This is a genomic window from Massilia sp. UMI-21 (assembly GCA_015277795.1).
Classification (GTDB): domain Bacteria; phylum Pseudomonadota; class Gammaproteobacteria; order Burkholderiales; family Burkholderiaceae_D; genus Telluria.
Window position 1 is genome coordinate 1,587,258 of the sequence record CP063848.1, and the last position, 18,093, is coordinate 1,605,350.

Here is an 18,093-nt window from a genome sequence, read left to right on the forward strand (position 1 = left end):
ACCGAAGGGCCCGCCGGGCCTTGCTCAGCGCGGGTGACCTGTTCCCGAGGCCGCGAGCATCTTCAGGCGCTGGTCGATGCCGTCACGGTCGCGTTCACCCATGTGGCGCAGCAACAGGCGCCCATCCTTGCCGTAGAAGAGCGTGGCCGGCATGGCGAACGATCCGGTTCGTCGTCCTGTCTCCCGGACACGAATCGTTTTCCATATCACCGGCCATCTGCGCCAGCCATGCCTGCGCCGGTACCAGCTGCTGACGACCGCGCTGGCGGACATGGCCAGCGCCGGCACGCCCCATCTACTCAGGTCGACATCGTCCATCAAGCGCTCCCGGTGGACAGCCGGCCTGGCTGTCATGCGCGGCCCCGGCGCCCTGCCAGGCCACTTCGCGCGCATGTTATCGGCCCGGGATTAACGGAGCGTTAGCATTCCAGCGGGACCGGCCAGTGCTGCCGCGCGCGCCCGATATCGCGGCCGCGGCCTATACTGCGCCTACGAATGGCGTTGCGCGACAGCGAGTCGCTTACCCACGCGAGAGGGACGCATGACCGTTTTCCCAGAGGAGAAACCGCATGATCTTCCGTCAGCTTTTCGAGCCTTTGTCGAGCACCTACACTTACCTGATCGGCTGTCCGGAAACCGGAAAGGCTGTCTTGATCGACCCGGTCATCGTCACGCTCGAGCGTGACCTGGAAGAAGTCCGGCGCCTGGGCTTGACGCTTTCATACAGTATCGATACGCATGTCCACGCCGATCACATCACGGCCGCCCTAGAACTGAAGAAGAAGGTGGGGAGCGCGATCGCCGCGCCTGCCGCCGAGCGCGTTTCCTGCGCCGATGTCCAATTGGAGGAGGGGAGGCCATTCCGGGTCGGAGCGATGGCGTTCCAACCTGTCCACACACCCGGCCACACCGCGGGCCACTTCGCCTATGTGCTGGGAGAGCGTGTGTTCACGGGTGACGCACTGCTGATCGAAGGATGCGGGCGAACCGACTTCCAGCAGGGGGACGCGGATGCGCTGTATCACAGCGTGCGGGGCAAGCTGTTCGCATTACCTGACGACACGCTCGTCTACCCTGCCCACGATTACCAAAACCGATGGGTATCTTCCGTCATGCAAGAGAAACAGCGCAACCCCCGTCTCGGCGGTGAGCGCAGCATCGAGGAGTTTCGCGAGATCATGGCTGGGCTCAATCTGCCGTACCCCAAGTTCATCGACTATGCGGTGCCCGGAAACGAGCAATGTGGCGTGTGTCCGGATGACCTGCCGGAGAAGCTCGGAAAGTATTGCCGGCAGATGAGTGAAAGTCCCCAGGGCTAAGCCTTGCGGCTGCGGAAAGGGGAAAAACAAAAGGGTTACAGGCCGAAGCATGTAACCCTTTGTTTTTACTGCTGAATTCTTGGGGTGGCTGATGGGACTCGAACCCACGACAACAGGAATCACAATCCGGTGCGCAGAATGGGCTAAGTAGTTGATTGTTCGAGGTTGCTGCGTGAACTTGTTGGAAGATGGTCCACGCTGAAACCCGCATGGATAGAGGCCCTAGTTCAGCATCTTCCAACGCTTTTCAAGGGCGTTCGACCACCGGCGCCCACTTCTGCACGTAGGCCGGCCCGGCATCGCCCTGCGGCCGCTCCTCGCCCTTGAACAGCATCTTGTGCTCGATCATCGTGATCAGGCGGGCGTCGTACAGCTGGGGCAGCAGCGAATCGCCGATCTGGGAATTCGGTTCGACCACGGTCAGCACCAGGGTGGCGCCGAGGCGGCCAGCGTTACTTCTCCCTGCGCAGGTTGGACCCGGCCAATGTCGTGGTCCGAGAGGCGCACGCCGCGGCTGCGCAGGGCTTTCACTTTTCCGTGCATGTGGCCAGTGTACGAGACCGAGTGCATTGAATCAAATATTTCTACACACGACTACACACAAGTAGGATTCGTGTGTATAATTACACACACAGCAATACGAAGAAGGGAGATCCTGTGGATTCAAAAGCCTTGATTCGGATGCTTGTTGAGGGTGGGTGGAAAGAAGTTCGAGTAGTTGGAAGTCACCACACCTTTAAGCACCCTGACCGGGCGATGATTCTAACGGTACCTCACCCTAAGAAAGATCTACCGATCGGGACTGTAAATAGCATCCTAAAGAAAGCCGGGCTGAAATAGCCCGGTTTTTTCCACCTCCGGATTTACATTTTTAAATGTAGATCCGGAGTTAGAGGAGGTTACAGGTACGACCTTTAAGAAGCAGGACCACACCAGTAGGATCACACAAGTAGGACCACACAAGTAGAACCCATTAGGTATCCAACGCAAAGTAGCAAAAAAGTAGCAACAAGGAGTTGGATTATAAGAAGGAAGGAATTAGATATGGAAATGCCGATCGCAATTCACAAAGATGGGGATAGCGTGTATGGCGTGACTGTTCCAGATGCTCCAGGATGTTATTCTTGGGGTGACACTCTTGACGAAGCAATCAAGAACGCTAAGGAAGCTATCTATAGCCACTATGAAGTACTCGCGGAAACCGGCGAGGCTATAAATCTTAAGGTATCAAAGATTGAGGATCTGCAGAACGATGAGGAATATGCCGGGGCAATCTGGGCCTTGGTCGAAGTTGACGCCTCAAAATTTGACTCAAAACCGGAAAGGATTAATATTTCTGTTCCGCGTTTTGTTTTAAAGAAGATCGATAGCTATGCGGAATCAAAGCATGAAACTCGAAGCGGATTCATTTCCCGTGCCGCTTTGGCTGTAATTGCTGAGGAAACCGAGCACGCGTAACCAACTACGCGTCGAAAGACAGCCCGCTTTGTGCGGGCTTTTTCGTTTAAAGTTGAGCAGCATCAAGCCGAGCAGGCCGGCCCCTGCTATTCTGCCTCGATGCACAAGCACACTGACCGCCTGACCGCGTTCCACGTCGACCTGGCCATCAATCTGGCCGGGTCGCACGGTGTCGCTGCCGGCGCCCGCGAACTATTCCAGCTCGGGCTCCCGATCGAGCGCGCCCGCCGGGGGCGAAAGGCGCGGGTCGTCGTATGCCTCGGGAGGGTAGTCGTCTTCATTCGAACTCGGCATATCCGCGCGCTTCGTTCAAACGATTTTGACCTGCGGACCCTCCTCAATCAGGCCGGTCTTTACTTTCGATCCCGCGAAGATCATCTCGGCAATCTGGGACGCTTGATCCATCTGCTCCCTAGAAAATTCCGTAGCCAGTTCGTAGTCCGCTAACGCACGGCGAGTACAGATTGCACGAAGATACTTCCCAATCGCCGCAGCACGATGGCGCCCGTTTGCTGTGAGTTTTTTAGAGGGAAACGTGAGCTGATTGATCAGCTGTTCGTGCACGCCGGCGCCCTGGATAGGAGCAATTGGGAGCTCGGCGTTATATGCCCTGCAGCAGTGGTAGCTCGCGTAATAGAACCGATTCGTAGCACTACGGTATAGTGCTTGATTACTGGCCATGTCACGCACTGCTTTTGCGGCCGCGAGCAATTCATCGGGGCTGCAACTCATGCGGACAGAAACATCACGTCGAACACAGGCGACTTTTCGACCTGGAGTTCCTCTTCGGCTGCAGCAAGTTCCATGTTGAGCTCAAAAACTTTCTCAGCATTCATCTGCAACGGAATCGCGCAGGTAACGCCTTGGAATACCCCTGGTTCGTCAACGACATCGACCTGGGAATCCTCGGAGCAAAGCAAACGATGGCGCCGTAAAATTAGGCCAGCTGCATCCATGTGTCTGGTGGTCATTTCATCCGACCAGCCGGCACGGGACAAAAGCTCTGCGACCCGGCGAAGCTGGGTGATCGGATACTGCGGCAGTTCCATATTCATAGCTACCGCCCTATCGTAATAGGACACGAAGGTCTGGAACGATCCAGAAAGGAATCCAATTAACGAGATCATCGAAAAATTGCCGCTCTCCGGATTCCCATTAGCCTTGTAAAAGGCATGGGCTCGACTGAAGAACCCAAGGTTTGTCAGATTCGTATGGTAATTGCTGCAAGCGTGCGGGGACTTCATCAGGTTTTGCGAAGCACGGAAGCATCTTTCTACTTCCTCCTCGTCACCAAGCAACGTATGGTAACACCCGAGCAAGGACCACCCATGCGCCGGATCAACAGCGCGCACCTGTTCGCAGTCCCGAAGGATTGCTCTCATTGCGAAGCTGTTCGAATCAGCGTATTTGCCTTCTTCGAGGACATTGTTGAGCTTGTCAACTACCTCGGACGATTTTGTTTTTGCAACGGCCATAAGCATCATTGTACGCAGAAATTCGCCGATAAGTCAGCAAGATACAAAAAAGCATGATATGTGACATTGTCACGGCGGGCCTGTATGCAGTCCGCCCACCGGTATTGCTCCAGCCCGGACGTCAGCGCGGCGCGGTACTGGCTGGCACCACACAGGAGAACGCCCAGCTACATGGGGCCGCAGCGCCAGGCTGAGACGCCACAGGTCTCTGACGCCTCAGCGAACACCTCGTCCGCCAGTTTGCGCGAGCAAGCCCCGGAGTGATAGAGCCAGTCGTGCACCACAGCTGCTTCACGCGCCACGTTCCCGAACAGCAGGTAGGCCAGCGGCAGCCACGGCACGCGGCGAAGTCTGTGACGAGCCTGGGCGGCACGATGATCAGCCGGCCCAGCACCGCCGAGGAGAACGCCAGCTCGGCCAGCCGCTTCCAGTTGTCGCTGCTTGGCGAGACCGGCCCGGAGTGTTGATAGGAACCGGGCTTCCATCAGGAGCCCGCCGGCGTATCGACCGGGTTCGCGCACAGTTCCCGCCAGGCCTTCGCCCGGGTCGGGTTTGTGCCGTACAGCCGGCGCCAGGTTCCCATAGGGATGTTCCTGCAGACCGTGCGCAAGGCCAGCGCGCCGAGCGCGGGGATAATTGCGGTACAGAGGAGGTGGAGCGGGGTCATTTGGCGGCTTCCATCTGGGCCAGGCGCACTTCGCGCTCGCGGCGGTCGAGCTCGGCCAGCATCTGCTCGCGGGCGTTCTTCTGACGGGTGTACCAGGCGTCAAGGACGAACGTCAGCAGGGCGGTACCGATGCCGACCAGTACGCCGATCTCCGTCAGGGTGAGAGATGCGCCAACGGATACGGCGCCGCCGGCGTAGCTGCCCAGTTCGGGCGCGCTAATCTTGCTCATGGAGAGCCTTTCAGGAAAAAGAAAGGCCACCTCCGCTGGTCGCGGCGCTCTGCGGGCCGGCCTTGGGAATGGCAACGTGAGTAAATCAGTGACTAGCCCGTTCCAGGATTGTCAGCTGGCTGTAGATAAAATCATAGGCGCTGGCAAGACGATCTCGCAAAATGCGGCTCGGATTAGATGCCTCGCCTTCCACAATCATGTTTCCGCTGGCTACAACCTCTGCCAGTATCGCCATCATTGTAGGGCCGTAGAAGGCGTCAAGTTGCAGCACTACCTGCATTTCGCCAGGGCCAAGGTTGCTGAACACTGGCTCGATGCGTTTCATGTTTTGTGTGAGTCCATCGTAATGCTTCCGAAGCTCAAAATAACGAGCGCGAAGATCGACCCATTGCGGGTAGTCGAGCACGTCCTGCTCTTGATCGTCACCAGTTCCCGTCGCAGACGGGCGTCCGTAGATATTGACAATCTTGCCCAGTTCGTTCGCCACCGGCTGAATGATCGTATGGATGAGTCCAGCTGCACTTCTTTGCTGGGAGCGTGCTTGGCGATCTGCTACCCAAGCAGCACCTGCAACGGCCGCCGCGGCACCCAGAGCATTCCCCCAAAGCGTAGCGACCGGGTCTGGAATATTTGCGCTCCAGAAGGGTGCTGCAAGCGGAAATGCGATAGCCACACCGCCAGCAGCGCCGCAAATAAACGCCCAACGACACCGTTGCAAGAACCCAATGCGCATAGCCAACCCATTTGTTTATGAGTCCGAGATCCTAGCACGGCGCTGAAGCCGGATTTCTAACGAAAGGTCACATATGAACCAGACCCCAACCGAATTGCTAGCCCCGTACAAAGCCCCGCTGATCGAGCACGGCCGCGCACTGCTCCGCGCCGCCGGTACCGACTGCATCGCCTTCGAAATCCCCGGCGTGGTCGTGTCCTGCACGATGGTGGTCGGCGCTACCGACTGTGTGGCCCGGCTGATGCGCAGCGACTCCCGCGAGCCGATGCTGGGCGGCCGCCGCGCTGGCGACCCGCCGGCCCCGCAGCTGGCCTTCGACGAACCCGACGCCAGCACGGACGGCCCGGCCGTCGTCGACTCATCCCACTTGGTGACGATCCTCCGTTGGCTGCGCGCCGCTGCGGACAGCGGTAAGCCGGTGCACAGCTACAAATACTTGGACCTGCGGGCCGCCGAGGGCGCGCCGGCTAAGGCGAACAAGGAAATCGCGCTACTGTCGGCGGTGCTGGAGTTTGGGCGCCGCAAGGGCGAGCTCGAGACGAACCCATTGCCGCGACATCAAGTACAACAAGACCCGGCCGGATTATCGCTACGTCACGCCGGCCGAGCTCGACCTGGTGATGCGCACGGTGCGCGAGCGCGGCGGAATGTACTTGGTCGGCGCGCTGTGCCTGCGCGCGGCATACTTGACCCGTGAGCCGCCCGGACGAGATGCGCAAGATCACGCGCCAAGCGATCACCGAGCAGGGCATGGAAATGCCGGTCGGGAAGCGGAAGAAGGGCCGGGCCGAGAAGTTTAAGCTGATCGAGTGGTCGGACGAGCTGCGCGCGGTAATCAAGGAAGCGTTGTCGCTGCAACGCACTACCAGCCTGTATGTTTTCGGCAACAGTGACGGACAGCCCTACACGGTTAGCGGCTGGAACACGAACTTGCGCCGGCTGATGGTGCACGCCGAGAAGAAGGCGCACGACGAAGGCATCCAGTTCCAGCGGTTCACGCTTAAGGACATGCGACCGGCGGCCGTGACCGACCGGGTAGAGGAGGGGGACGAGACGATCACGAACGCTACCGGGCATAGCAGCGACCGTATGGTGCGGCAAGTCTACGACAGGCGGAAAACGAGGGCGGCCAGGGCCACCGAATAGTCATGCGATACGCCGACAGAACTGGGACAGCTCCGGAACTACGATATTTCCAGCAGTAAGCGGTTTCCGGGTTCGAACAGTCCATAGCATGCGAAACTCTTGCTGCGGTTCATAGGGGTGTCGAGGCTTGATAAATCCGATATGCACCGGGGGCGCCTCTCCTACGAATTCACGATTTCTGTATTGAACAAGGCCAGCATAAAATTTATGGATCGGGTAACGCTGATACAGCGCCGAGGTCAGCACCGAAAAGAACTCATCTATATCGTGAATTTCGACGCAGTATTTTCCAAATGTTGAGAGATCTTCAGGTCGGAAATTCACAGTAGTGCAGAGAACTAGGGCATCTTGAATAGAATTTTGGCTGGTATTGCCATACATCGTGATCCCGTCTACACCAGGCCCAATATGTATTCCAGATCGAAGAGCGTCCTCGCGAAATCCGGGCATGTCCCAGTCAGCTTTCGAATAGTCTCTGCTTCGGTATAGCACCGTGCCCTCATGCGCATCACCTTGTAGCGGATCTTCGTATTTTCTACACGTTTCGATAGTTGATATTCTCAGTTCTCCGTTAGCGAATGCATCGGCATAGGATTCTTCGTTGAGAAATCGATAAACCTTCTTGATGTGCCTTTTTTGCGTCCCCCGCTTGATTTCGAAGTTAAAGGGGCGCGTTGGCGCGGCCGGTGCCATAGGCGCAATGTCTATAACTGGAGAGTCGGAGTTGCCAAAAATGATCCGTCGATCCTGAGCAACATACGTCGACACACGAAGCTTCTTCTTGCCGCGACTTGCCTTGCCCATGGCTGCTCCTTGGTGAGGGGCTGAGTAATGGCCTTCCGTTCGAGATGCAGCCGTCACTCATCTTCCAAAAATTGGAAGTCATCTTCCAAAAAGACAAAAGGGCTACAAGCTAAAAGCGTGTAACCCTTTGTTTTTACTGCTGAATTCTTGGGGTGGCTGATGGGACTCGAACCCACGACAACAGGAATCACAATCCTGGACTCTACCAACTGAGCTACAGCCACCATTGTCTTGCTTTACTTCTTGTTCTGTTTCGCTGTTTCCGAGACAGAACAAGATTATACAAAGCGCTTCGCGAACTGGCAAGTTTAAATGTGCGTGCCCGTCGGGTTGGATGGCGTCGCCCCGAGCGCGACCTCGTGGACGGGCGGATTTTGCCCCAGCAAACCGGCGAACGCGGCGCGCAGTGCAGTGCCGCTGGCGCTGGTGAAACCGGTCAGCTGCGCGGTTGCACCGCCGGCAGGGCGCAGCAGGCCGGCGGCCGCGAGCAGGCGGGCCAGTTGACGCGCGACGGCGTCGCCGGTGTCGATCAGCGTCACCTCGCCGGCAGTATGGCGGCGAATCACGCGCTCGATCGCGGCCTGCACCAGCGGGTAGTGGGTGCAGCCCAGCACCAGGGTGTCGGCGCCTTGCGCCAGCAGCGGCGCGATATAGCGCTCCAGCATTGCATCGAGCGCCGCAGCGCCGGGTTCGCCGAATTCGATCTGGTCGGCCAGGCCCACGCAGGGCTGCAGCAGGAAGCGGGCGCCGGTCGCGGCGACGATCTGGTCGCGCAGCAGCAGGAATTTTTCGCCGGCCAGGGTGCGCTCGGTGGCCAGTACGCCGACCGTGCCCTGGCGCGTGCTGGCGGCGCCCGGCTTGAGACCCGGCTCAACGCCGACGATCGGCATGTCGGGGTAATGCTGGCGCAGGATGCGCACGGCGGCCACCGTCGCGGTATTGCAGGCCACCACCAGCGCTTTCACGCCGCGCGCCGCGAGGAAGGCGGCGATGCCCAGCACACGCTCGATGACGACGTGTTCCGGCTTGTCGCCGTAAGGAGCGAAACCGGAGTCGGCGAAGTACAGCAGATGTTCGTGCGGCAACTGCGCCCCGATGTGGCGCAGTACCGAGAGGCCGCCGACACCCGAGTCGAAGATGCCGATCGGGGCGTCGTTTGGAGTGGTAGGGGATACCATCTGGCGGCGGATAGGGGAGTTGGACGCGTGGGCGGGAAAACCCGCCCACCCTGCAAAGGCTGCGCTCAGGCGGCGTTGACCGGGATGCCTTTCAGCGACTCGATCTTGGCCGACCATTCCTTCGGACCGGTGTTGTGCACCGAGGTGCCGGTGGAATCCACGGCCACCGTCACCGGCATGTCGGTCACATCGAACTCGTAGATCGCTTCCATGCCCAGGTCCTGGAAGCCGACCACTTTCGCCGACTTGATCGCCTTCGACACCAGGTAGGCCGAGCCGCCGACCGCCATCAGGTAGGCCGACTTGTGCTTCTGGATCGACTCGATCGCCGCCGGGCCGCGCTCGGCCTTGCCGATCATCGAGATCAGGCCGGTCTTTTCCAGCATCATGTCGGTGAACTTGTCCATGCGGGTCGCGGTGGTCGGGCCTGCCGGGCCGACGACCTCGTCGCCCACCGGGTCGACCGGGCCGACGTAGTAGATCACGCGGTTGGTGAAGTCCACCGGCAGCTGCTCGCCCTTGGACAGCATGTCCTGGATGCGCTTGTGCGCGGCGTCGCGGCCGGTCAGCATCTTACCGTTGAGCAGCAGGGTCTGGCCCGGCTTCCAGGAGGCGACTTCTTCTTTCGTCAGCGTGTTGAGGTCGACGCGCTTGGACTTCTCGGTGTCCGGGGTCCAGTGCACTTCCGGCCAGGTGGAGAGCGCCGGCGGTTCGATGTAGGCCGGGCCCGAGCCGTCCAGCACGAAGTGGGCGTGGCGGGTGGCGGCGCAGTTCGGGATCATCGCCACCGGCTTGGAGGCCGCGTGGGTCGGGTACATGTTGATCTTCACGTCCAGCACGGTGGTCAGGCCGCCCAGGCCCTGGGCGCCGATGCCCAGCGCATTGATCTTGTCGCACAGTTCGATGCGCAGCTCTTCCAGCTTGTTCTGCGGGCCGCGTGCTTTAAGCTCGTACATGTCGATGTCGTCCATCAGCGACTCTTTCGCCATCAGCATCGCCTTCTCGGCGGTGCCGCCGATGCCGATGCCCAGCATGCCCGGCGGGCACCAGCCGGCGCCCATCAGCGGCACGGTCTTCATGACCCAGTCGACCAGCGAGTCGGACGGGTTGAGCATGACGAACTTGGTCTTGTTTTCCGAACCGCCGCCCTTGGCCGCGACCTTCACATCGACCGTGTCGCCCTCGACCAGTTCCATGTGGACCACGGCCGGGGTGTTGTCCTTGGTGTTCTTGCGCTCGAAGTGCGGGTCGGCCACGATCGAGGCGCGCAGCTTGTTGTCTTCGAACCCGTAGGCGCGGCGCACGCCTTCGTTGACCGCGTCCGTGACGCTGCCGGTGAAGCCTTCGAAGCGCACGCCCATGCCGATTTTGAGGAACACGTTGACGATGCCGGTGTCCTGGCAGATCGGACGCTTGCCCTCGGCGCACATGCGCGAGTTGGTCAGGATCTGGGCAATGGCGTCCTTCGCGGCCGGGCTTTGCTCGGTCTCATACGCGCGCGCCAGGTGCTGGATATAGTCGGCTGGATGGTAGTAGCTGATGTACTGGAGGGCTGCCGCGACCGATTCGATGAGGTCGCTCTGGGTGATGACGGTTGCCATAAAGTTCTCGATCAGGAGGAATTAATGTTTCGAATGGGTGGTCATGACAATGCGGTCGGTATAGGCGATGGCCATGGCCGACAGCAGGAACGCGATGTGGATGATGGTCTGGAACATCATGGTTTCCCAAGGGTAGTTCGCCGCATTGATGAAGGTCTTCAACAGGTGGATCGACGAGATGCCGATGATCGCCATCGCCAGTTTCGTCTTGAGTACCGAGGCGTTCACGTGGGACAGCCATTCGGGCTGGTCCGGGTGGCCTTCGAGGTGCATGCGCGAGACGAAGGTCTCGTAGCCGCCGACGATCACCATGATGAGCAGGTTCGAGATCATGACCACGTCGATCAGGCCCAGCACCACCAGCATGATGGTGGTTTCGGTCAGCTTGGTCGGACGCGGCGCGCCCGGGACGGTGACGGCATCCAGGATGTGCTGGAGCGAGGCGACATTGCCCATCGCCGCGCCGATCAGGTCTTTCAGTTCAACCCAGAAATGGAACACGTAGACGCACTGCGCCAGGATCAGGCCGAGGTAGAGCGGCAGCTGCAGCCAGCGGCTGGCGAAGATCAGGTTATTTAGCGGGGTAAGTTTCTTTGCTTCGGACTGCGGGATTAACTGCGCCATCGGGGTGCTGACTCCTGGAATGCTGGACAAATACAGCCGAGCATTCTACACCCGCCGGCGCCCGCATGCGGGCTTCTGTCGCCCTTTGCGACAAGCTTGATAGAATGACTTCGATGCGAAGCCGCTGTAAGGGCTCAGTAAGCCAGCGCCCCTAAGGTGTTCGGTAAAATCCTACCAACTATGGAGACGAAGATGGCCGAGAACGAGAGCAACCACAACCAGATCCAGGGCTTGCAAGAGAACCGCGTGTTTCCTCCTCCGGCCGAGTTCGCCGCGAAGGCCGCGATTTCCGGCATGGAAGCCTACAACAAGCTGTGCGCCGAGGCCGCCAGCGACTACGAAGGTTTCTGGGCGCGCCTGGCGCGTGAAAACATCGACTGGCACAAGCCGTTCACCAGCACCCTCGACGAATCGAATGCACCTTTCTACAAATGGTTCGCCGACGGCCAGTTGAACGCATCGTACAACTGCCTCGACCGCAACCTGAGCAACGGCAACGCCGACAAGACCGCGATCATCTTCGAGGCCGACGACGGCAGCGTCACCCGCGCCACCTACCGCGAACTGCACGAGCGCGTCTGCAAGTTCGCCAACGCGCTCAAGAGCCGCGGCATCAAGAAGGGCGACCGCGTCATCATCTACATGTCGATGTCGATCGAAGGCGTCAGCGCGATGCAGGCCTGCGCCCGCATCGGCGCCACCCACTCGGTGGTGTTCGGCGGCTTCTCGGCCAAATCGCTGCAGGAACGCATCATCGACGCCGGCGCCGTGGCCGTCATCACCGCCGACGAACAACGCCGCGGCGGCAAGTCGCTGCCGCTCAAGGCCATCGTCGACGACGCGCTGGCGCTGGGCGGTTGCGACAGCATCCGCGACGTCATCGTCTACAAGCGCACCGGCGGCGACATCGCCTTCCAGCAAGGCCGCGACAGCTGGCTGCACGAGCTGGTCGCCGACCAGAGCGCCTCCTGCGAGCCGGAATGGGTGGACGCCGAGCATCCGCTGTTCATCCTCTACACCTCGGGCTCGACGGGCACGCCGAAGGGCGTCCAGCACGCGACCGGCGGCTTCCTGCTGTGGTCGGCGCTGAGCATGAAGTGGACCTTCGACATCAAGCCGGACGACGTGTTCTGGTGCACCGCCGACATCGGCTGGGTCACCGGCCACACCTACATCGCCTACGGCCCGCTGGCGGTCGGCACCACCCAGATCGTGTTCGAAGGCGTGCCAACTTATCCGCATGCCGGCCGCTTCTGGGAAACCATCGCCAAGCACAAGGTCTCGATCTTCTACACCGCGCCGACCGCCATCCGTTCGCTCATCAAGGCGTCCGACGTGGACGAAAAAGTGCATCCGAAGAACTTCGACCTGTCGAGCCTGCGCCTGCTGGGCTCGGTCGGCGAGCCGATCAATCCGGAAGCCTGGATGTGGTACTACAAGAACGTCGGCCAGGAGCGCTGCCCGATCGTCGACACCTTCTGGCAGACCGAGACCGGCGGCCACATGATCACCCCGCTGCCGGGCGCCACCCCGCTGGTGCCGGGCTCGTGCACGTTGCCGCTACCGGGCATCATGACCGCCATCGTGGACGAAGCCGGCGCCGACGTGCCGAACGGGCAGGGTGGCATCCTGGTGGTCAAGCGTCCGTGGCCGTCGATGATCCGCACCATCTGGAACAACCCGGACCGCTTCCGCACCAGCTACTTCCCAGAAGAACTGGGCGGCAAGTACTATCTGGCCGGCGACGGCGCGATCCGCAACAAGGACACCGGCTACTTCACCATCACCGGCCGCATCGACGACGTGCTGAACGTCTCGGGCCACCGCATGGGCACGATGGAAATCGAATCGGCCCTGGTGGCGCACCCGATGGTGGCGGAAGCGGCGGTGGTAGGCAAGCCGGACGACACCACGGGCGAGGCGATCTGCGCCTTCGTGGTGCTGAAGCAGGCCCGTCCGAGCGGCGAGGACGCCAAGAAACTGGCGACCGAGCTGCGCAACTGGGTGGGCAAGGAGATCGGCCCGATCGCCAAACCGAAGGAAATCCGCTTCGGCGACAACCTGCCGAAGACCCGCTCCGGCAAGATCATGCGCCGCCTGCTGCGCGTGCTGGCCAAGGGCGAGAACATCACCCAGGACGTCTCGACCCTGGAAAACCCGGCCATCCTGGAGCAGCTGAAAGAAAGCGCGTAACAGCCAATCGCCCGGCTTTTCGTGGGGTGGGCGGCTTGTGATCTGGTCCACTGGACCGGATCACCCTTGCAACTTTGATGTCCGAACAGTCTTGTATAGAAGAGAATCCTTGCTATAATAGGCGGCTTCGTGGACACACGAGAACCATCAGGAGAGATGGATGAGTGGTTTAAGTCGCACGCCTGGAAAGCGTGTGTAGGTTCATAGCCTACCGGGGGTTCGAATCCCCCTCTCTCCGCCAGGAACACAAATGGAAAATGGCCACCCTCGGGTGGCCATTTTTTATTTGTTTCATGGCGGAGAGAAGCAGAGCCCCTGCGGGCTCTGCGTGGGGGATTCGAAGCCTTGCGCATACTTGCGCAAGGGCGGCCCGCGGCACGTGGGCGAATCCCTGTGTGCTCCGCCACAATTTATTTGTTTCATGGCGGAGAGAAGCAGAGCCCCTGCGGGCTCTGCGTGGGAGATTCGAAGCCTTGCGCATACTTGCGCAAGGGCGGCCCGCGGCACGTGGGCGAATCCCTGTGTGCTCCGCCACAATTTATTTGTTTCATGGCGGAGAGAAGCAGAGCCCCTGCGGGCTCTGCGTGGGAGATTCGAAGCCTTGCGCATACTTGCGCAAGGGCGGCCCGCGGTACGTGGGCGAATCCCTGTGTGCTCCGCCACAATTTATTTGTTTCATGGCGGAGAGAAGCAGAGCCCCTGCGGGCTCTGCGTGGGAGATTCGAAGCCTTGCGCATACTTGCGCAAGGGCGGCCCGCGGCACGTGGGCGAATCCCTGTGTGCTCCGCCACAAACAGGCGGGACCCCGCTCGCGATCCGTGAACGGTCGCACCTGCAGTACTGCAACCGCCGACGCTGCCACCCTGGCTTTGGCGGGTCAACGCCTATGCCACCCGCGTAAATACTCCGTGACTCATCCATGGCTTAGTGCTAAATTGCCACTTTGTTTGCACAAACTTAATTTCCGCAGCGTTACTTTCTAAGGGGGAGAGCAACGATGGACGACGTCACGTTCGAGCAGATGAAGCAGGCAAAGGAGTACTTCCACGCCACCGCGATGACCATTCCCGGCGTGCATGGCACCAGCATCGGGGTCAAGCGCGTGAATGGCCAGCCGAGCGGCCACTTGGCGATCTGTGTCCATCTCAGCCGCAAGCGAGCGCTGTCCTGCATCCCGCCCGACGAGCAGATCCCGCTCGACGTCGAGGGCTTCCTTACCGACGTGATCGAGCACGCGCCGGTCATTCCCTGCGAAGCCCAATCCGAGCGGCGTGCCGTGTACGAGGACAACGGCAAATACCGCCCGCTGGTCGGCGGCACCAAGCTCAGCGCCGGTTATTCCTTCGGCACCCTCGGCTGCATCGTCAGGAAGCCCGACGGCAGCTGCTATGCGCTCTCTGCCGCCCACGTGCTGGGCGAGGTCGGCGCCACCGTCTACCAGCCGGCCAAGGTCAAGTGCGACGAGATCGGCGTGACGCGCGAGGTGCAGGACTGCTCGCAGATGGATGCCGCCATCGCGAGCCTCGACTACTACTACGACGCCGGCCTGGCCCACATCCGCGAGATCGGCGCCGTCAGCGGCACCCGCGACATCGGCAGGGAGGCGCTGCCGCTGCCCATCGCCAAGCGCGGCGCCTCCACCGGCCTGACCCGCGGCAGCGTCGTCGCCATCCACTACAGCGGCGTGGCCGCCAACCTCGAGCGCTTCCAGGACATGCTGTTCATCGATGGGCGCAACGACGAATTCGTCGACCACGGCGACTCCGGCGCGGCCATCGTCCACCCGGTCGACGCGGAGCGCAACCTGGTCGTCGGCCTCTTGTGGGGCAAGGCCCCGAACGCGAACCGCATCGGTGTCGCCACGCCCATCGACCGCATCCTGGAGGCCTTCGGCGTGAGCGTCCTGACCGCGAACGATGCCGTGCGCCCGCCGGGCGACACCTTGCTCGGCCGCTTCCAGGCCTTCCTGGGCGAGACCGAGCGTGGCCAGGCCTATTGGGACGCCTATGCGCACAACCGCATCTACTTTCGCCACATCTTCCACCACGTGCCGCGGCTGGCGGCAATGTGGCGCAGGATGCCGGTGCCGGAAATGATCGAGGCCGTGCGCCAGGCCATGCTCGATCCGGACACGCGCATTCCCATGAGGCTCGGCGCGCACGACACCGAAGAGGTGATGTGGGACCTCTACGAGGCACTCGGGAAGTTCCTGCAGGCGAATCACCGGGGCCAGCTGCAGCAGCAGGCCGCCTCGTTCTGCCGCCTGGTGTGCGGCAACATCGGCAACAGCTGGCGCAATGCGCTGCATGGGATTCCGATGCCGGACAGCGATCCGGACTTGCCATGACGCTTGCGAGGCTTCGTCCGATGCGCCAGCGATGGCGCGGCAAGGTGGCGCGGCCGCGCAACTGAGCGGCTGCAAACGCCCCGGGGCCCGCCGGCCGGCAGCCGCGATTGTTATAATCGCGGATCACCTTGCCGGATACACAGAAGGACCACCTTGCGTACGCTAGTCATTTCCCCCAACTGGATCGGCGACGCCGTCATGGCGCAGCCGCTGCTGCGCCGCCTGCGCGAGCAGCATCCCGACCGCCCGATCGACGTGCTGGCGCCGACCTGGGTCGCGCCGGTCTGGCGCGCCATGCGCGAGGTGGACGAGGTGATCGAATCGCCCTTCAAGCACGGTTCCCTGCAGTGGAAGGAGCGCAAGGCATTCGCGCGGATGCTGAAGGCGCGCGGCTATGCCGATGCCTACGTGCTGCCCAACACGCTCAAGTTCGCCCTGATTCCCTGGCTGGCCGGTATCAAGAAGCGCGTCGGCTACAAGGGCGAGATGCGCTATGGCCTGCTCAATGTGATGCACCACGACGACAAAGCCGCGCCGCGCCCGATGGCGCAGTTCTATGCCGCGCTGGCCGACGCGCCGGTGCGCCACTTGCCGCGTCCAGACAGGCTCCCCGAGCCGGAGATGCTCGTAGCGCCGGCGGAGGCGGATGCCGCCATCGCCCGCTTGCAGCTGCCCGCCGGCACCTACGTCGCCTTCGCGCCCGGCGCCGAGTTCGGCCCGGCCAAGCGCTGGCCCGCGTCCTATTTTGCCGAGCTGGCCCAGACCATCCGCGCCGAGCGGCCGGATGTGCAGATCCTGCTGCTCGGTTCCCCGAAGGACCGCGCGGTTTGCGACGAGATCACGGCCATCGTGCCGCAGGCGCACAACCTGGCCGGATCCACCTCGCTGAGCGAGGCGATCGCCCTGATCTCGGTGGCTGCCGTGGTGGTCACCAACGACTCGGGCCTGATGCACATCGGCGCCGCGCTGCGCCGCCCGGTGGTGGCCATTTACGGCCCGACCGATCCGCGTCACACGCCGCCCTTGTCCGAACTGGCCAAGGTGTTGTGGCTGCACATCGAATGCTCGCCCTGCCAGCAGCGCGAGTGCCCGCTGGGCCACCAGAACTGCATGAAACAGATCCTGCCAAACGATGTATGGCAACCGCTGCGGCCGCTGCTGGCCGCAGCCTGAACGCATAGACAAGAGGTTAGAAAATGATACTGGTTACTGGCGCAGCAGGCTTCATCGGAGCCAACCTGGTCCACGCGCTATCGACGCGCAAGCCCTTCAGCGTGTTCGCGGTCGATAACATGTCGCGTCCGGAGAAATTCCTCAACATCGTCGATGCCGAGCTGGCCGACTACGCCGACAAGGAAGACTTCCTGGTGCGCCTGAAGGCCGGCGAATTCGACGGCAAGTTCACGGCCGTGCTGCACCAGGGCGCCTGCTCCAACACCATGGAGACCGATGGGCGCTACATGATGAGAAATAACTACGAGTACACCATCGCGCTGTTCGAGTATTGCCAGCGCGAGCGTATTCCCTTCATCTACGCCTCGTCGGCCGCCGTGTACGGCGGCGGCAGCGTGTTCAAGGAAGAGCGCCAGTACGAGCGTCCGCTCAACGTCTACGGGTATTCGAAGTTCCTGTTCGACCAGTACATGCGCCGCTACTGGCAGCAGCACGGCATCAGCAACGGCAGCCAGGTGGTCGGCCTGCGCTACTTCAACGTCTACGGTCCGCTCGAAGGGCACAAGGGCACGATGGCCTCGGTACCCTTCCACCAGTTCCACCAGTTCCAGAAAGAGGGCAAGGTCAAGCTGTTCGGCGCCAACGACGGCTATGAGGCGGGCACCCAGATGCGCGACTTCATCTACGTCGAAGACGTGGTCAAGGTGAACCTGTTCTTCCTCGATCACCCGGACCAGCGCGGCATTTTCAATCTCGGCACCGGCCGCGCCCAGCCCTTCAACGATCTTGCCGTGGCCACGGTCAACGCGCTGGCCAACGAGGGCAAGCCGCCGCTCACGCTCGAGCAGATCGTCGAACAGGGCCTGCTCGACTACCTGCCGTTCCCGGATAAGCTCAAGGGCAAGTACCAGAGCTTCACCCAGGCCGACATCGGCGCGCTGCGCGCTGCCGGCTACGGCGAGCCCTTCACCGACGTGGCCACCGGTGTCGCCAGGTACATGCAGTACCTCAAGACCGCAGGCTGAGCGATTCAGAAGGTTTGCTTATGATTCAGCCTGCTTCATAAGCTGAGCTGATGAATCCTTGCGGGGGCATTCACGCGCCGTCGCGCAAGGCTGTCATGTAGACTGAGGTTACGTATTTTT

General features: G+C 61.2%; 19 protein-coding genes, 2 tRNA genes and 1 pseudogene. 10 read left to right on the forward strand and 12 right to left on the reverse strand.

Annotation, left to right across the window (positions count from 1 at the left end; genetic code table 11):
• Nucleotides 1-24: 24 nt before the first annotated feature.
• Nucleotides 25-318, reverse strand: a complete 294-nt coding sequence (locus IM543_07040; GenBank protein ID QOY95601.1) for a hypothetical protein — start codon at nt 316-318, stop codon at nt 25-27.
• A gap of 251 nt (nt 319-569) precedes the next feature.
• Here IM543_07040 and IM543_07045 point away from each other — a divergent pair, with 251 nt between their 5' ends.
• Nucleotides 570-1,319 (forward strand): MBL fold metallo-hydrolase, encoded by a 750-nt coding sequence (locus tag IM543_07045; GenBank protein QOY95602.1) that lies wholly within the window; start codon nt 570-572, stop codon nt 1,317-1,319.
• A gap of 247 nt (nt 1,320-1,566) precedes the next feature.
• Here the strand turns inward: IM543_07045 and IM543_07050 are convergent, their stop codons facing one another.
• Nucleotides 1,567-1,737: a hypothetical protein gene (locus IM543_07050; GenBank protein QOY95603.1), complete on the reverse strand. Its 171-nt coding sequence runs from the start codon at nt 1,735-1,737 to the stop codon at nt 1,567-1,569.
• A gap of 239 nt (nt 1,738-1,976) precedes the next feature.
• On the opposite strand from IM543_07050, the gene IM543_07055 reads away from it, so the two are divergent.
• Nucleotides 1,977-2,159 (forward strand): type II toxin-antitoxin system HicA family toxin, encoded by a 183-nt coding sequence (locus tag IM543_07055; protein ID QOY95604.1) that lies wholly within the window; start codon nt 1,977-1,979, stop codon nt 2,157-2,159.
• A gap of 204 nt (nt 2,160-2,363) precedes the next feature.
• Nucleotides 2,364-2,777, forward strand: coding sequence for a type II toxin-antitoxin system HicB family antitoxin (locus IM543_07060; GenBank protein ID QOY95605.1), 414 nt, complete (start codon nt 2,364-2,366; stop codon nt 2,775-2,777).
• Nucleotides 2,778-3,086: 309 nt separating this feature from the next.
• Here the strand turns inward: IM543_07060 and IM543_07065 are convergent, their stop codons facing one another.
• The 5 genes and pseudogenes from IM543_07065 to IM543_07085 form a co-directional block, all read right to left on the reverse strand.
• Nucleotides 3,087-3,341, reverse strand: coding sequence for a hypothetical protein (locus tag IM543_07065; protein QOY95606.1), 255 nt, complete (start codon nt 3,339-3,341; stop codon nt 3,087-3,089).
• 164 nt (nt 3,342-3,505) lie between these two features.
• The gene (locus tag IM543_07070) at nt 3,506-4,252 is read right to left on the reverse strand and encodes a hypothetical protein (protein ID QOY95607.1); all 747 of its coding nucleotides are present in this window, start codon (nt 4,250-4,252) and stop codon (nt 3,506-3,508) included.
• 167 nt (nt 4,253-4,419) lie between these two features.
• Nucleotides 4,420-4,673: pseudogene (locus IM543_07075) on the reverse strand (DUF1353 domain-containing protein).
• Nucleotides 4,674-4,915: 242 nt separating this feature from the next.
• The gene (locus tag IM543_07080) at nt 4,916-5,149 is read right to left on the reverse strand and encodes a hypothetical protein (protein ID QOY95608.1); all 234 of its coding nucleotides are present in this window, start codon (nt 5,147-5,149) and stop codon (nt 4,916-4,918) included.
• An 85-nt stretch (nt 5,150-5,234) separates the two neighbouring features.
• Nucleotides 5,235-5,822: a hypothetical protein gene (locus tag IM543_07085; protein QOY95609.1), complete on the reverse strand. Its 588-nt coding sequence runs from the start codon at nt 5,820-5,822 to the stop codon at nt 5,235-5,237.
• A 133-nt stretch (nt 5,823-5,955) separates the two neighbouring features.
• Here IM543_07085 and IM543_07090 point away from each other — a divergent pair, with 133 nt between their 5' ends.
• The gene (locus IM543_07090) at nt 5,956-6,579 is read left to right on the forward strand and encodes a hypothetical protein (protein QOY95610.1); all 624 of its coding nucleotides are present in this window, start codon (nt 5,956-5,958) and stop codon (nt 6,577-6,579) included.
• A gap of 14 nt (nt 6,580-6,593) precedes the next feature.
• Nucleotides 6,594-7,028 carry a hypothetical protein gene (locus tag IM543_07095; protein QOY95611.1) on the forward strand — a complete coding sequence of 145 codons (435 nt, stop codon included), beginning with the start codon at nt 6,594-6,596 and terminating at the stop codon, nt 7,026-7,028.
• Here IM543_07095 and IM543_07100 read toward each other — a convergent pair whose 3' ends face one another.
• From IM543_07100 to IM543_07120, 5 genes are all read right to left on the reverse strand, one after another.
• Nucleotides 7,029-7,832 carry a hypothetical protein gene (locus IM543_07100; GenBank protein QOY95612.1) on the reverse strand — a complete coding sequence of 268 codons (804 nt, stop codon included), beginning with the start codon at nt 7,830-7,832 and terminating at the stop codon, nt 7,029-7,031.
• Nucleotides 7,833-7,980: 148 nt separating this feature from the next.
• Nucleotides 7,981-8,056: transfer RNA gene (locus tag IM543_07105), tRNA-His, on the reverse strand.
• Nucleotides 8,057-8,140: 84 nt separating this feature from the next.
• Complete coding sequence (murI, locus tag IM543_07110) at nt 8,141-9,010, reverse strand: glutamate racemase (GenBank protein ID QOY95613.1); 870 nt, start codon at nt 9,008-9,010, stop codon at nt 8,141-8,143.
• A gap of 65 nt (nt 9,011-9,075) precedes the next feature.
• Nucleotides 9,076-10,611 carry a fumarate hydratase gene (locus IM543_07115; protein QOY95614.1) on the reverse strand — a complete coding sequence of 512 codons (1,536 nt, stop codon included), beginning with the start codon at nt 10,609-10,611 and terminating at the stop codon, nt 9,076-9,078.
• Nucleotides 10,612-10,632: 21 nt separating this feature from the next.
• The gene (locus IM543_07120) at nt 10,633-11,235 is read right to left on the reverse strand and encodes a TIGR00645 family protein (GenBank protein QOY95615.1); all 603 of its coding nucleotides are present in this window, start codon (nt 11,233-11,235) and stop codon (nt 10,633-10,635) included.
• A gap of 192 nt (nt 11,236-11,427) precedes the next feature.
• On the opposite strand from IM543_07120, the gene acs reads away from it, so the two are divergent.
• The 5 genes from acs to rfaD all read left to right on the forward strand — a co-directional run bounded on the left by acs (nt 11,428) and on the right by rfaD (nt 17,973).
• A complete protein-coding gene (gene acs, locus IM543_07125) occupies nt 11,428-13,428 on the forward strand; it encodes an acetate--CoA ligase (protein QOY95616.1) in 2,001 nt (666 codons plus the stop codon).
• Between the two features lie 150 nt (nt 13,429-13,578).
• A tRNA-Ser gene (locus tag IM543_07130) sits at nt 13,579-13,669 on the forward strand.
• Between the two features lie 756 nt (nt 13,670-14,425).
• Nucleotides 14,426-15,775, forward strand: a complete 1,350-nt coding sequence (locus IM543_07135; GenBank protein QOY95617.1) for a hypothetical protein — start codon at nt 14,426-14,428, stop codon at nt 15,773-15,775.
• Nucleotides 15,776-15,973: 198 nt separating this feature from the next.
• Nucleotides 15,974-16,948, forward strand: coding sequence for a lipopolysaccharide heptosyltransferase II (waaF, locus tag IM543_07140; protein ID QOY96559.1), 975 nt, complete (start codon nt 15,974-15,976; stop codon nt 16,946-16,948).
• Between the two features lie 23 nt (nt 16,949-16,971).
• Nucleotides 16,972-17,973, forward strand: coding sequence for an ADP-glyceromanno-heptose 6-epimerase (rfaD, locus tag IM543_07145; GenBank protein QOY95618.1), 1,002 nt, complete (start codon nt 16,972-16,974; stop codon nt 17,971-17,973).
• Nucleotides 17,974-18,093: the final 120 nt, after the last annotated feature.